A 13,616-nucleotide genomic window follows, 5' to 3' on the forward strand; every position below is an offset into this window, starting at 1 on the left:
CCCCAGCCCTCCCCTTCAAGGGGAGGGCTGGGGTGGGGATGGGTCTATCCGGCGCAGCAGAAACCCATCCCCATCCTGTCCTGGGAGCCTCCGCTTCACTCCGTCGCTCAGACGGCGCGGAGCAGTGCTCCGCGAAACCCCGTCTTCGCCCCCTTGAAGGGGAAGGGACCTGCTAAGGCGGATCGAAGGACACTCAATCGGCCGGCATCGCCTCCAGCGCCTCGGAGATCTCCAGCCAGCGCAGCTCCGCCGCGTCGATCCAGCCGGCGAGTTCCGCCTGGCGCTTTAGGAGCGTCTGCAGCTGGGCGGAGTCGCCGCCCGCGTACAGCGACGGGTCGGACAGGCGCGCATCGAGCAGCTTCTTCTCGCCCTGCCAGCCGGCAAGCTTCTTCTCGATCTGGTCGATCTCCTTCACCAACGGGCGGCGCGCCGCCAGCCGGGCCTGGCGTTCGGCCGCGGACTGCGCGCGCCCCGCCTTGCGCGCGGCCTTGTCGGCCTCGAGGTCGGGGCACTTCGCGGCCTCGGCGACCTGTGCGCGGCGCGTCGCCAGCCAGTCGCGGTAGTCGTCGAGGTCGCCGTCGAAGGGCTGGATGCGGCCGTCGTCGACGAGCAGGAAGCGATCGCAGGTCGCGCGCAGCAGCGCCCGGTCGTGCGACACCAGCACCATGCCGCCCTCGTAGTCCTGCAGCGCGAGCGTGAGCGCGTGGCGCATCTCGAGGTCGAGGTGGTTGGTCGGTTCGTCGAGCAGCATCAGGTTGGGGCGCTGCCAGATCATCAGCGCGAGCGCGAGGCGCGATTTCTCGCCACCGGAGAAGGGGCCGCAGGGCGTGGTCGCGGGGGTGGAGGTCCCCCCGACGCCGTCGCCGCGGAAATCGAAGCCGCCGAGGTAGTCGCGCAGCTCCTGCTCGCGGGCGCGCGGATCGAGGCGGGTCATGTGCTGCAGCGGGGATTCGTCAGGGCGCAGCGTCTCCAGCTGATGCTGCGCGAAGTAACCGATCGCGAGCCCCTTGCCTTCGCTGCGGCTGCCCGCGGCGAGCTGCAGCTCGCCCGCGAGCAGCTTGATCAACGTCGACTTGCCGGCGCCGTTGCGCCCGAGCAGGCCCACGCGCTCGCCGGGGCGCAGCGTCAGGCGGACGCGGTCGAGCACGGTGCGGCTGCCGTACGCGACGGCGCCGTCCTCGATCTGCAGCAGCGGATCGGGCGCGGCCGGGCCTTCGCGGAAGGTGAAGCCGAAGGGCGTGTCGATGTGCGCCGCGGCGATACGCTCCATGCGCTCGAGCGCCTTGATGCGGCTTTGCGCCTGGCGCGCCTTGGTCGCCTGGGCGCGGAAGCGGCGGATGTAGTTCTCGATGTGCGCGACCTCGCGCTGCTGCTTCTCGAACATCGCCTGCTGCTGCGCGAGGCGCTCGGCGCGCTGGCGCTCGAAGTCGGAATAGCCGCCGCTGTAGAGCGTGAGGCGCTGCTGCTCGATGTGCGCGATGTGGGTGATGCAGGCGTCGAGGAATTCGCGGTCGTGCGAGATCAGCAGCAGCGTGCCGCGGTAGTCGCGCAGCCACTGCTCGAGCCACAGCACGGCGTCGAGGTCGAGGTGGTTGGTCGGCTCGTCGAGCAGCAGCAGGTCGGAGCGGCACATCAGCGCCTGCGCGAGATTCAGGCGCATGCGCCAGCCGCCGGAGAAGTCCGACACCGGCCGCTCGGGGTCGTCGCCGACGAAGCCGAGGCCGTCGAGCAGCGCCGCCGCGCGGGCGCGGGACGCGTAGCCGCCGATCTCGTGCAGGCGCGCGTGAAGTTCTCCGATATGCGCCCCGTCGTGTGCCGCCTCGGCCGCGGCGAGCTTCGCCTCGACCGCACGCAACTCGGCGTCGCCGTCGAGCACGTATTCGATCGCCGGCTTCGCCAGCGCCGGCGTTTCCTGCGCGACGTGCGCGATCTGCCAGCCGGCGGGGATCTCGAGGTCGCCCTGGTCCTGATGCAGCAGCCCGCGCAGCAGCGCGAACAGGCTGGACTTGCCGGTGCCGTTGGCGCCGGTCAGGCCGACGCGCCAGCCGGGGTGAATCTGCAGCGAGGCGGAATCGACGAGGACTTTGGCGCCCCGGGCGAGGCGGAGGTTGCGAAACTGGATCACGTCAGCGCATCTTCGGGCAAAGGCGTTATTCTACGCATCCCCGAACCCGACCGCCGCCGGACATCGTGCCCCCTCTTCTGTCCCATTTCCTGTCACCTCACCTGCGAGCTCTTCTGCCCCTGCTGCTCGCCCTCGCCTGCGGCGGCGCCATGGCCGCCGACGCCGGCGCGGATGCCAACCCCGAGCTGGAACGCGCCGCGAAGCTGCGCGACGAAGCCAAAGCGCTGCGCCAGCAGGCCGACGACGCGCTCGCCGCTGAGCTGCCGAAGTGTTACGAGCGCTTCCTCGTGAATCGCTGCATCGCCCAGGCGAAGGACGCGCGCCTGGCGACCGTCGGCAAGGCGCGCGCGCTCGAAGCCGAGGCGAACCGCACCGAACTGGCGCAGAAGCAGCGCGCCGCCACGGAGAGCGGGCGCACGCGCACCGACGCGCCGACCGAGCCCGCGGCGCCCGCGCCGGAAGGGGTCTTCACGATCCAGCCCGACCCGATGGCAGAAAGCACGCGTCGCCAGCGCGAGGCCGACGCGATTCGCGCGAAGGAGGCAGAGCAGACGGAACGCAAGCAGAAGGATGCGGAAAAAGCCAAGGCGCGCGCGCAGGCCGAAGCCGAAGCGGCCGGCCGCGCGGAAGCGGCGGCGCGCGACCGCGCACGCTACGAGGAGCGCATCCGCGAACGCGAGGCCGAGAAGGCCCGGAACGCCGCGAAGGACACGGCCAAGCCGGCCAACTGAACGGCGAGCCGACGAAGCGTTCGGCGCGCCGCCTCAGCGGGCCGCCTCAGTGCGTCACTTCAGCGCCCACGCGAGGGCGTCTTCCAGCCTGTCGTTGCCCCAGAAGAGTTCGTCGCCGACGCGGAAGCTCGGCGCGCCGAACATGCCGAGTTCGGCCGCAAGCTCGGTCTGGCGGCGCAGCGCGCGCTTGTTGTCCTCGGTGACCGCGGCCGCCAGCGAATCGTCGACCGGCAGGCCCAGGTCCGCGAGGATTGCCCCGATCACCTCGGGCTCGCCGATCTCGCGGTCTTCGGCGAAGTTCGCGAGCATCACCTTGCGCGAGAATTCCGCGACCCAGCCCTGTTCCACGCCCAGCAGCGCGAGCCGCGCCGCGAGCAGGCCGCTGCGCGGGAAGCGGCTCGGCACGCGGAACGGCAGCCCGTACTTGTTCGCGAGCCGCGCGAGATCGCGCCACATGTAGCGCCCTTTGGGCGGATAGATGTTGAACGGAGAATCGTTCCAGCCCATCGCGAGGAACACCGGGCCGAGCAGGAAGGGCTTCCACTCGACCGCGACGCCGGCGTCACGCGCCAGCGCCTCGATGCGCATCACCGACAGATAGGAATACGAGCTCGCGAACTCGTACCAGAACTCGATCTTCGGACCTGACATCTTGCTGCTCCCCCTTGCAGAGGCGGAAGAACGATCACTGTAGCCGATCCGGGACGCGGATGCGCCCCCTTGCTCATGCGACGCGGTGCAGGCGCACGCGGCCTGCGAGCGCCGCGCCGACGCGGCTTCCGGTGCGCGGATCGAACCAGCCGGCGAGGCGCCGCAGCCAGCCGGCCCGTGAAGTGACGGTGCGCGGCGACGAGCGCAGGATGAACTCCGCGCCGCGCGCCGTCGTCATGACGACGCCGGCCGCGTGCTCGAGCGTGAAGGACTGCCCTGGCCCCAGCACGATATCGCGACTGTCACCATACTGGGTCAGCCACACGCAGCCCTTGTGTCCGATCACCTCGACGCCGAGCGCGTGATCCAGGACCAGCGTTTCGCTCGGCCCCAGGGCGAGACGGGTGATTTCCGTACGCACGTCCATGACGATCTCCCACGCGGCGGTCACGGATGCACGGAGTGCATCTATGCGTACCGCCACGACTGCAGTATCGTCAGAGCAAAACGCCCACACAAACGGAAAACGCGCATCGCACGCATGCGCCCTGATCATGCATACATCACTCTCCCGCCTCCCCCCGCTGGACCCGCTGCGCGGCTTCGTTGCCGCGGCGCGACACCTGAGCTTCACGCGCGCGGCCGAAGAGCTGTTCCTCACCCAGTCGGCGATCAGCCGCCAGGTGCAGGCGCTCGAGGAGACGCTCGGCGTGGCGCTGTTCGTGCGCGGGGTGCGCAGCCTCGCGCTCACCGCCGAGGGCGCCCGCCTCGCCCGCGCCGCCGAGGCCTGGCTCGCCGAGTACGCGGCGCTCGCCGACGCGCTGCGCCCGCGCGGCCCGCGGCCGGTGACAGTCACGGCCAGCATCGGCATCTCGGCGCTGTGGCTGGTGCCGCGCCTGTCGCGCTTCCAGGCGCGCCACCCGGACATCGACGTGCGCGTCGCGGCAAGCAACCGCATGGTCGACCTCGCGCGCGAGGACGTGGACCTCGCGGTGCGCTACTGCGCCGACCGCGACGCCCCGCCCGGCGCCGAGCGGCTGTTCGGCGAATCGGTGGTGCCGGTCGCCAGCCCGGCGCTCGCCGCGCGCCCGCTCGACGCGACGACGCTGCCGCAGACCGTGCTGCTCGACTTCGACGACCCGCGCTACCCGTGGCTGCGCTGGAGCGACTGGCTCGCGGCGATGAGGCTGGAACAGCTGCGTCCGCGTGCGGTGCTGGTGTTCAACCACTACGACCAGCTGATCCAGGCGGCGGTCGCCGGACAGGGCATCGCGATCGGCCGCGCCCAGCTGCTCGGCGAACTGCTCACGGACGGGCGGCTCGTGCGCGTCGGCAGCGGCGCGCGCGAGATCGCGGACCGGGGTTTCTGGCTGGTGCGCGCGGCAGGCGTGCAGCGCCCTGAGGTCGCACGCTTCGCCGACTGGCTGCGCGAAGAGGCGGCGGCGAGCGCGTGAGGCGGCCGACGCGCCGCGGTCAGGCGGCCGGCGCGGGGCGGTTGGCGATCCAGATGCCGACGCCGACGAACACCAGCGCGAGCCAGATCGCCGCGGTCATGGCCTCGCCGAGCACGACGACGCCCGCCAGCACACCCATCACCGGGGTGAGGAAGGAAAACGACGACAGACGCGTCGCCGGGTACTGCGAAATCAGCCAGAACCACGCGAGGTAGCTCGCCGCGGCGACGATCACGGTCTGGAAGGCGAATGCCGTCCACACCCGCGCGTCGGCGGCGAACACGCCCGCCTCACCGAGGGCGAGCGACAGCGGCGTCAGCGTCAGCGCCGAGACGCCCAACTGGTACAGCAGCGTCTTCTCCGCCGACGCACGCGCGAGCGGGCTCACCTTCACCGTGAGCGTCGTCGCGGCCCACGCGACCGCCGCACCCAGCATCATCAGGTCGCCGATCCAGGCCTTCCCCGACGGCTCCAGCAACCCCTCGCCGAACAGCACCAGCACGCCGACGAACGCGAGCGCCATGCCGATCCATTGCGCGCGCCGCATGTGCTCGTGCGGCAGCAGCCACACCGCCCCGAGGGCGACCATGAAGGGCGCGGTATACAGGAAGATCACGCCGCGCGAGGCGGTGGTGTACTGCAGCGCGGCGAAGATCAGCGCGAACTCGGTGGCGAACAGCAGGCCGGCGATCACGCCGGGGGCGAGCGTGCCATCCGGCTCGGCGAGCTTCACCCCGCGCAGGCGCGCCCACAGCAGGATCAGCAGCGTCGCGCCGGCAGAGCGCCAGCCGGCCTGCCACAGCGGCGAGATGCCGACGTTGGTGATCTTGATCGCGGCCTGTTGCAGGCCCCAGATCATGCACAGCACGACCATCATCGAGATCGCCAGGCGATCGAGATGGGGGCGCAGCGGCGGCATCAGTCGACGACCGTGACGGGCGCCGTGCCGGACGCGAACTGCAGGCGGGCGCGCAGCTCGCGCGTGACCTCGATATGCCCGTTGGCGGCGACGCGCAGCGCGTGCTCGATGCCGTAGCGGCGCGTGTATTGGCGCCAGTTGTCGCCGGCGATGAAGGGCGGCTTGCTCCCGGCGTCGGACAGCGTGCCGGCCCCTTCGCGCGGGGTCACGAGCACGCTCAGCGACTGCGTCGCTTCGGCAGGCCCGCCGCTGCGCGGGTCGAGCAGATGCGAGTAGCGCTTGCCGTCGAGCTCGAAGTAGCGCTGGTAGTCGCCCGAGGTGCCGATCGCCTCGCCGTCGTAGAGCGGCAGCGTCGCCAGCGGCTGCGGCTCGCGCGGGTGCTGCAGGCCGATGCGCCACGGGCTGTCGCCCTTCTTGCCCAGCGCCAGGACGTTGCCGCCGATGTTGATGAGCGCGTTCTCGATGCCCTTCGCGCGCAGGATCGCCGCCGCGCGGTCGAGCGCATAGCCCTTCGCATAGCCGCCGAGGTCGAGCTTCACGGCGGGATTGCGGCTTTCGACCTGGTTGCCGTTGATGACGAGGTCGGACATGCGCGGCGCCGCGTCCAGCACCGCCCGCAGCGCGGAGGGATCGGGGCGGCGCGGCACGAACTCGTCGGCCTGGAAGCCCCACATCTCGATCAGCGCGCCCATCGCGGGATTGAACAGGTTGTCACCGAGGTCCGCCAGCCGGCCCGCATCCGTCAGCATCGCCGCGAGTTCGTTCGACACGGTCACGGCCTCGCCGCGCGCGATCGCGTCGTTCAGCCGCGTCAGCTCGGACGGCTGCCACGCGTGGTAGGCGCGATGCAGGCGGTCGAACTCGCGCAGCACCTCGGCCATCGCCGCCTCGGCGGTCTCGCGCGTCTCGCCATACACGGTGACGTCGACGCGCGTGCCGAACACGTAGGCCTCCTGCTTGTGCAGTTCGGCATTGGTGCACGCCGTCAGCGCCGCCGCGCACAGCAGGGCGAGCAGGACGGTGGCGGCATGCCGCAGCGCCTCGCGCACGCTCATCGGGCGCAGGCCTCCTCGAGCATGTCGACGAGCAGCGCGGCCGCCGAAAAGCCGCTCTGCTCCGCGATCTCGACGAAGCAGGTGGGGCTCGTGACGTTGATCTCGGTGAGCTGGCCGCCGATCATGTCCAGCCCGACGATCAGCAGTCCGCGCCCCCACAGCACGGGCGCGAGGTACGCCGCGACCTCGCGTTCGCGCTCGGTGAGCGGCATCGCGACGCCGCGCCCGCCCGCGGCGAGGTTGCCGCGCGTCTCGCCGGCCTTGGGGATGCGCGCGAGCGAATACGGCACGACCTCGCCGCCGACGATCAGCACGCGCTTGTCGCCTTCGGCAATCTGCGGCAGGAAGCGCTGCGCCATGATCGTGCGCACGCCCTCGTGCGTGAGCGTCTCGACGATCACGTTGCGGTTCGGGTCGTCGGCGCGCACGCGGAAGATCTGGCTGCCGCCCATGCCGTCGAGCGGCTTGAGGATGACGTCGCCGAGCTCGTCGATGAAGGCATGCACATCGGCGCCGTCGCGGGCGATCAGCGTGGTCGGGGCGAACTGCGGGAATTCGCAGATCGCGAGCTTTTCCGAGTGGTCGCGGATCGCGCGCGGGTCGTTGAACACGCGCGCACCGGCCGCGACCGCGCGCTCGAGCATCCAGGTCGCGGTGACATACTCGAAGTCGAAGGGCGGATCCTGGCGCATCAGCACGGCGTCGAAGTCCGTGAGCGGCAGCACCGCCTCCTCGCCGGGGAGGTACCACGCGTGGTCGTCGGCGGTCGGGCGGATCGCCAGCGCGCGCGCCGACACGACGCCGTCGCGCCAGGTCAGCGCCTCGCGCCGGATCGCGAACACCTCATGCCCGCGCGCGTGGGCCTCGCGCATCATCGCGATGCTCGAATCCTTGTAGGCCTTCAGGCGGTCGAGCGGGTCGACGATGAAGGCGATCCTGAGACGATCGGTCATGGGCGCCCTTTACGCGACATCCGCTTCGGCCGGTTCGGTCTCCTCGATCTCGACCGAAGCCGCGAGCAGCGCGAGGCGCGCGACGACGCCATAGGTGTAGAAGCGGTTCGGCGCGGCATCCGGCGCCTGGCGGCAGTCGGGCAGCGAGCAGCAGGTCTGGAACGCGAGCGGCTTGAAGTGCATGCCCGGCGCGTTGAGGTTCTCGTCGCGGCCGCGTTCGGTATGCACGCGGTAGAAACCGCCGACGACGAAGCGGTCCATCATGTACACGACCGGCTCGGCGACCGCGTCATCGACCGTCTCGAAGGTATGCACGCCTTCCTGGATGATCACCTCCTGCACCTGCAGGCCTTCCTTCACGACACTCATCTTGTTGCGCTGGCGGCGGTTCAGCCCGATCACTTCGGAGGCGTCGCGCACCGTCATCACGCCCATGCCGTAGGTGCCCGCGTCGGCCTTGACGACGACGAAGGGGGTCTCGTCGACGCCGTATTCCTTGTACTTCGCGCGGATGCGCGTGAGCAGGGCGTCGACCTCGGCCGCGAGGCATTCCTCGCCGGTGCGCTCCTGGAAGTTGATCTGGCCGCACACGCCGAACTCGGGGTTGATGCGCCACGGGTCGATGCCGATCACCTCGCCGAACTCGCGCGCGACTCGGTCGTAGGCCGCGGCATGGATCGACTTGCGCCGCGTGTGCCAACCGGCGTGCAGCGGCGGGATCAGCCACTGCTCGTCGAGGCCCGCGAGGATCGCCGGCGTACCGCCCGACAGGTCGTTGTTGAGCAGGATCGCGCACGGATTGAAGCCGGCGAGGCCGACGCGGTTGCCGGTGCGCACCAGCGGCTCGAGCGTCAACGTGCCGCCGTTGGCGAGCTCCAGCGTGGTCGGCGCGGTGATCTCGGGCAGCAGCGAGCCCACGCGCACGTCGAGGCCGGTGAGCTGCAGCACCGACACGAGCTTGGCGACGTTCTGCAGATAGAACTGGTTGCGCGTGTGGTTCTCGGGGATCAGCAGCAGCTGGCGCGCGTCCGGGCAGATGCGTTCGATCGCATCCTGCGCGGCCTGCACGCACAACGGCATGAACACGTCGTTGATGTTGTTCCAGCCACCGGGGAAGAGGTTGAGGTCGACCGGTGCGACCTTGAAGCCCGAATTGCGCAGGTCGGTCGAGGCGTAGAAGGGCGGCATATGGTCCTGCCACTGCACGCGCATCCAGCGTTCGATCTCCGTGGCGTGGCCGAGGAAGTGCTTCTCCAGCTCCAGCAGCGGGCCGGTGAGGGCCGTCGTAAGGTGAGGAACCATGGAAATTTTCCCGTAATGGATGACGCCGGCGAAGGCGCGCCGGCGTCAATGGATTTGTCCGAATACTACAACACCCTATCCTCGCAGGGACTCAGACTGCGGCAAAGGCGCGAAAGTGCTCAGGCAGCGGCGCATTTTCGAGGCTGCGCTGGGTGAACAGGTAACGTCCGTCGCACACGAAGCCGAGGTCGCCCCAGTCGACGGCGTTGAGCGCGTCGCGGAAGGCCACGAGATCGATGTCCTCGCGGCGCGGAAACACCGCCAGCACGGAGCCGTCGTAGTGCCGGCAGGGGTGCAGGAAGAAGGGCTGCGCCTGGCGCGTACGTCCATTCACATACACGCGCGGACGCGCGGAGTGGAAATAGCCGCGCCCCCAGTGCCACCAGTTGCGCTCGTCGAAGGAATTCACGCGGCGCGCGATCAGGCGCTCCTTGTGCGGCAGCAGCGCCGCGGGCGGCGGATCCTCGGGCGCCACCCACAGCATGCGCCGCGTGGCCCCGCTCTTCACGGTCGCCGAACACACGAAGTCGCGGTTGCCGGCCGCCTCGTCGGCGTAGAGGTCGTCGGCGCCGGACACCGCCCCGACCTTCACGAAGGCGACGTCCGACAGCCGCAGCGGGTAGTCGCCGCGCGCGAACATCAGATGGCCGGCGCACTCGACGAGGTGGCGCGTCTGCCACGCCGGCGCCGCGAGCGCATCGGCGAGGCGGTCGCTGGCGCCGATCTCCGCGTAGCGCACGCTGCGCTCGAAGCGGTCCTTCTCGAAGCGCCAGATCAGGCAGTTCGGCACCGCGTCGTCGAACACGCGCGCGTCGCCGAGCTCGATCGCGTCGGTGATCGTGCCGCCCGCCATCATCAGACGGTTGAGCTTCACCGCCGAGGTCACCTTGAGGAAGTCGCGCGGCGTGATGAAGATCAGCTCGCCGCCCGGCGCGAGGTGGCGCAGGCACTTCTCGATGAAGAAGAGGTACAGGTTGGAGCGCCCGTCGAAATGCTCGTCGTGCAGCAATGCGCGCGTCGTGGCCGGGATGTCCTGGAAGCGCACATAGGGCGGATTGCCGATGATCGTGTCGAAGCGCTCGCTGTCCGGGTACGCGAAGAAGTCCATGTTCATCGCGCCGAGCGGGCAGTGGTCCGGGTCGTATTCGATGCCGACCGCGCCCGGCAGGTGGCGCAGGAAGGCGCCGTCGCCGCAGGACGGTTCCAGCACGCGGCCACGGTTGCGGCGCAGCGCGAGCATCGCGCGCACGACCGCCGCGGGCGTGAACACCTGGCCGAGCACGGCGACGTCACGTAGGCGGGCGGGCGCAGAGGTGTTCACGTCAGCTTGCATTCGGGCCAATGGGGATGGACATGCCCGCAGCGGAACGGAGGGGAGCGTTTCGCCATGGAGCAGCAGGAAAGTTCTGGGCGGATTGCGCGGAAGATAAACCGCGTGCGCGCCTCACGCAAATCGGCGGCGCGCAGCAGGCGAGATTCGGAGATGTCGGCAATTTTTACACACGGCCGTATATACCCGCATCACGAATTAAAATTCTCCTTATATTCAGCACACTACAACGAATTGGTACGAATATTGCATAACAATAACACAAGGAGATCGGCCGCCCTCCGGACGAGCAAACCGCATCATGCCGATAAGCAGCGCTATCAAACGCTTCGCACTTGCGTCCGTCCTCGCCGCGGCCTTGGCCCCCGCCCAGGCGCAGCTGGCCACGGACGCGGAGAGCCTCGCGGGCTATGCGGGGATTGCGACCCTGACGGTGACGCGCGCCGGTCCGACGCGCTCGGCGACCCAGTCAGGCACGGTTTCCGGCCTCGAAGCGGGAACCACGTTCTCCATTGCATGGACGGCGGCAGGACCTTATGGCGGCCCGATCGACGACGCGACGGGTTTGCCGCTGTACGCGGTCGACTTCGGATCTTTGCTGCCCAGCTACGCGCCGACGAGCCTCGGCAGGCATGTTTTCGATCTCTCGCTCGATGACGCCGATCTCGACGTGGATGATCTCGACCTCGCCGGACCGTCGGGCGGAGATCTGCACGAGCTCGCCGCGCTCCTCGCGGCCGAACACGAGCGCGCCGCCTGGACGGACGAAGCGAAGCAGGGAATCTTCACCGCGAGCTACCAGTTGATCCTGTTCGACATGCCGGCCGGGCTGCTCGCCACGCAGGTCACGGCCGTCGATGACATCAGCGTCGCCGCGGTCCCCGAACCCGACATCCTCGCGCTCATCGGCATCGCCCTCGTCGGCATCGGGCTGAGCCGGCGGCGGCGCCACTGAAAGGTACCGGGAAGTCGCCAGGTTCGTGACCCCGGCGCGAACTTGGCGACGTTTGCCGCGTCGAACGGCGGACGTGGCGTGACAATGCACGCTGCCGGGCGCCCTGCCATTTGCGCCATCGCCAACTTTCCGGATCTTCACCATGTCGCTTTCCCCCGCGGAGGTCGCAGAGTTGCGGCATGCCCGCGAACTTCTCGAACACCCCGGCCTCGCCGCACGCATCAGCGACACCCTGGGCTCGCCGATCGAGCGCGGCTTCGAGATGCTGCCCAAACGCTGGAACGCCGCGGTGACCGGCGCGACGCACAAGGCCATCGCGACCGCCCTCGACGTCGCGCTGCGCACCCTGGACCACGAGCGCACGGACGCCCCCGCAAACCGCTGGCACAAGCTCGCCGTCGGCACCACCGGCGCGGCCGGCGGCGCCTTCGGGCTCGCGGCGCTGGCGATCGAACTGCCGGTCTCGACGACGATCATGCTGCGCTCGATCGCCGACATCGCGCGTAGCGAAGGCGAAGACCTGCGCGACCTCGACGCACGCCTGCAATGCCTGCAGGTGCTCGCGCTGGGCGGGCGCGCGGCGGGCGACGACGCCGCCGAAACCGCCTACTTCGCCGCCCGCGCCGCGATGGCGAAGGCGGTGTCGGAGGCCGCACGCTATCTCGCGCAGCAGGGCGCCATGCAGCACGGCGCACCGGCCATCGTGCGCCTGATCGCGCAGGTCGCCTCGCGCTTTTCGATCACCGTGTCACAGAAGGTCGCCGCGCAGGCCGTGCCGGTGCTCGGCGCCGTCGGCGGCGCGCTGATCAACACGGTCTTCATCGGCCACTTCCAGGACATGGCGCGCGGGCACTTCGTCGTGCGGCGGCTGGAACGCCGTCACGGTGCGGAAGAGGTGCGGCGCGTATATGACGAGATGGCGGGTCGGCGGTAAGGTCGCGGCCGCGGGTCGCCGATGAGGCCCGACGTGATGCATCGCACTCGGGAGGTGCGCGATGGGAGCAAGCGCGATGCGGCCGGACGTCGTCCATCCCGGCGGGGATCTGCCCGCGGTACGCCGCATCCTCGTGCGGCTGCTCGCGGCGCTGCTCGTCAGCGCCGCCACGCTGACGGTTTGCGCGCCAAGCCATGCCCAGATGCGCCCCTCGTGCGACCAGCTCCCCCTTGCCGAGCGCGAGACGGCGCGCCGGCAGGGGATCTGCATCGACGAACCGCGGCGCGAACGGATCCCGATCGCTCCCCGGCCCGATCCCCGGCTGGAAATCCGCCCTGATTCGAGGACCGGGCCCGTCCGGCCCGCCGACGACGTCGCCCCGGCGCACGTCCGCATCCCCAGCTTCATCGGGCAGGACTACCGCGTAGCACGCCGCACGCTGCTCGGCGAATCCTACGGCATGCGCGTCGTCACCGACACGCGCGCCTCCAGCCGCCCGCGCGGCGAAGTCGTCGACCAGAAGCCGCGCGACACCGAGGTTCCGCGCGGCACCACGGTGCTCCTCGTCCTGTCCGACGGCTCCCTGGTGGCGGTGCCGCCCGTGCGTCGCATGCCCGTGGCGCGCGCGCTCGACACCCTGCAGGCGGAGGGGCTCATGGGCGAACAGATCGCGCGTCAGTCGGATGCGCCGGCCGGCACGGTGATCGCGCAGGATCCGGATGCCGGCCGCGAGGTCGCCCGCGGTTCCAGCGTGCGCCTCACCGTTGCGAGCGCCCGGCCCGCGCCCGAACCAGCACCGCGCGTGTGGGTGCCGAGCTACATCGGCCGCCCCGCGGACCTCGCGCGGCGCGAACTGGCGCGCGAGCACCACCTCAGCGCGCGCACCGTGATCAGCGCCTCCAGCGCCGCGCGGGACGAGGTGATCGACCAGTCGCCGGTCGAGACGCGGGTGCCGAGCGGAACGACGGTGACACTGCACGTCTCGGACGCATCGCTCGTCCGCGTCCCGGCGGTGCGCAAGCGCGACGAAGCACTCGCCGTGACGATGCTGCGCCGGAGCGGCCTGAGTGCACGCATAGTGCGGGAAGTGGCGCAGACGCGCCCCGGCACCGTGATTGCGCAGGACCCCGGCGCGGATTCCGAGGTGCCGCGCGGCAGCGTCGTGCGCCTGACGGTCGCGACCGAGCCCGCCCCGCCTCCGCAACCC

The 13,616-nt window shown here is 70.3% G+C and carries 13 protein-coding genes; 5 read left to right on the forward strand and 8 right to left on the reverse strand.

Translation table 11 applies throughout. The features are described from left to right. Positions 1 to 193: 193 nt before the first annotated feature. The gene (locus tag GPA27_RS26085) at positions 194 to 2,125 is read right to left on the reverse strand and encodes an ATP-binding cassette domain-containing protein (protein ID WP_169143351.1); all 1,932 of its coding nucleotides are present in this window, start codon (positions 2,123 to 2,125) and stop codon (positions 194 to 196) included. A 65-nt stretch (positions 2,126 to 2,190) separates the two neighbouring features. Here GPA27_RS26085 and GPA27_RS26090 point away from each other — a divergent pair, with 65 nt between their 5' ends. Beyond that, positions 2,191 to 2,856 (forward strand): hypothetical protein, encoded by a 666-nt coding sequence (locus tag GPA27_RS26090; RefSeq protein ID WP_256223122.1) that lies wholly within the window; start codon positions 2,191 to 2,193, stop codon positions 2,854 to 2,856. 54 nt (positions 2,857 to 2,910) lie between these two features. On the opposite strand, the gene GPA27_RS26095 is transcribed toward GPA27_RS26090, so the two are convergent. After that, positions 2,911 to 3,507, reverse strand: a complete 597-nt coding sequence (locus tag GPA27_RS26095) for a 2-hydroxychromene-2-carboxylate isomerase (RefSeq protein WP_169143352.1) — start codon at positions 3,505 to 3,507, stop codon at positions 2,911 to 2,913. A 73-nt stretch (positions 3,508 to 3,580) separates the two neighbouring features. Beyond that, the gene (locus GPA27_RS26100) at positions 3,581 to 3,934 is read right to left on the reverse strand and encodes a DUF2917 domain-containing protein (protein WP_211165250.1); all 354 of its coding nucleotides are present in this window, start codon (positions 3,932 to 3,934) and stop codon (positions 3,581 to 3,583) included. A 127-nt stretch (positions 3,935 to 4,061) separates the two neighbouring features. On the opposite strand from GPA27_RS26100, the gene GPA27_RS26105 reads away from it, so the two are divergent. Then, the gene (locus GPA27_RS26105) at positions 4,062 to 4,961 is read left to right on the forward strand and encodes a LysR substrate-binding domain-containing protein (protein ID WP_169143354.1); all 900 of its coding nucleotides are present in this window, start codon (positions 4,062 to 4,064) and stop codon (positions 4,959 to 4,961) included. A gap of 19 nt (positions 4,962 to 4,980) precedes the next feature. Here the strand turns inward: GPA27_RS26105 and GPA27_RS26110 are convergent, their stop codons facing one another. The 5 genes from GPA27_RS26110 to GPA27_RS26130 form a co-directional block, all read right to left on the reverse strand. Next, positions 4,981 to 5,880 (reverse strand): DMT family transporter, encoded by a 900-nt coding sequence (locus tag GPA27_RS26110; RefSeq protein WP_169143355.1) that lies wholly within the window; start codon positions 5,878 to 5,880, stop codon positions 4,981 to 4,983. Beyond that, positions 5,880 to 6,935, reverse strand: a complete 1,056-nt coding sequence (locus GPA27_RS26115) for an FAD:protein FMN transferase (RefSeq protein ID WP_169143356.1) — start codon at positions 6,933 to 6,935, stop codon at positions 5,880 to 5,882. Before GPA27_RS26115 ends, GPA27_RS26110 begins: the two co-directional genes overlap by 1 nt. Continuing rightward, the gene (gshB, locus tag GPA27_RS26120; RefSeq protein WP_169143357.1) at positions 6,932 to 7,888 is read right to left on the reverse strand and encodes a glutathione synthase; all 957 of its coding nucleotides are present in this window, start codon (positions 7,886 to 7,888) and stop codon (positions 6,932 to 6,934) included. The genes GPA27_RS26115 and gshB overlap by 4 nt, the downstream gene beginning before the upstream one ends. Before the next feature lie 9 nt (positions 7,889 to 7,897). Next, a complete protein-coding gene (gene gshA, locus GPA27_RS26125) occupies positions 7,898 to 9,190 on the reverse strand; it encodes a glutamate--cysteine ligase (protein ID WP_169143358.1) in 1,293 nt (430 codons plus the stop codon). A 91-nt stretch (positions 9,191 to 9,281) separates the two neighbouring features. Further along, positions 9,282 to 10,523, reverse strand: coding sequence for an Eco57I restriction-modification methylase domain-containing protein (locus tag GPA27_RS26130; protein WP_169143359.1), 1,242 nt, complete (start codon positions 10,521 to 10,523; stop codon positions 9,282 to 9,284). A gap of 298 nt (positions 10,524 to 10,821) precedes the next feature. Between GPA27_RS26130 and GPA27_RS26135 the strand changes: the two genes are divergently transcribed. The 3 genes from GPA27_RS26135 to GPA27_RS26145 form a co-directional block, all read left to right on the forward strand. Beyond that, positions 10,822 to 11,475, forward strand: coding sequence for a PEP-CTERM sorting domain-containing protein (locus GPA27_RS26135; protein ID WP_169143360.1), 654 nt, complete (start codon positions 10,822 to 10,824; stop codon positions 11,473 to 11,475). A gap of 142 nt (positions 11,476 to 11,617) precedes the next feature. Then, positions 11,618 to 12,409, forward strand: a complete 792-nt coding sequence (locus tag GPA27_RS26140) for an EcsC family protein (protein ID WP_169143361.1) — start codon at positions 11,618 to 11,620, stop codon at positions 12,407 to 12,409. A gap of 61 nt (positions 12,410 to 12,470) precedes the next feature. Continuing rightward, on the forward strand, positions 12,471 to 13,616 hold a 1,146-nt coding region (locus tag GPA27_RS26145), incomplete at its 3' end, for a PASTA domain-containing protein (protein ID WP_169143362.1).

Origin of the sequence: Aromatoleum toluolicum, from assembly GCF_012911005.2 — a bacterium.
Classification (GTDB): domain Bacteria; phylum Pseudomonadota; class Gammaproteobacteria; order Burkholderiales; family Rhodocyclaceae; genus Aromatoleum; species Aromatoleum toluolicum.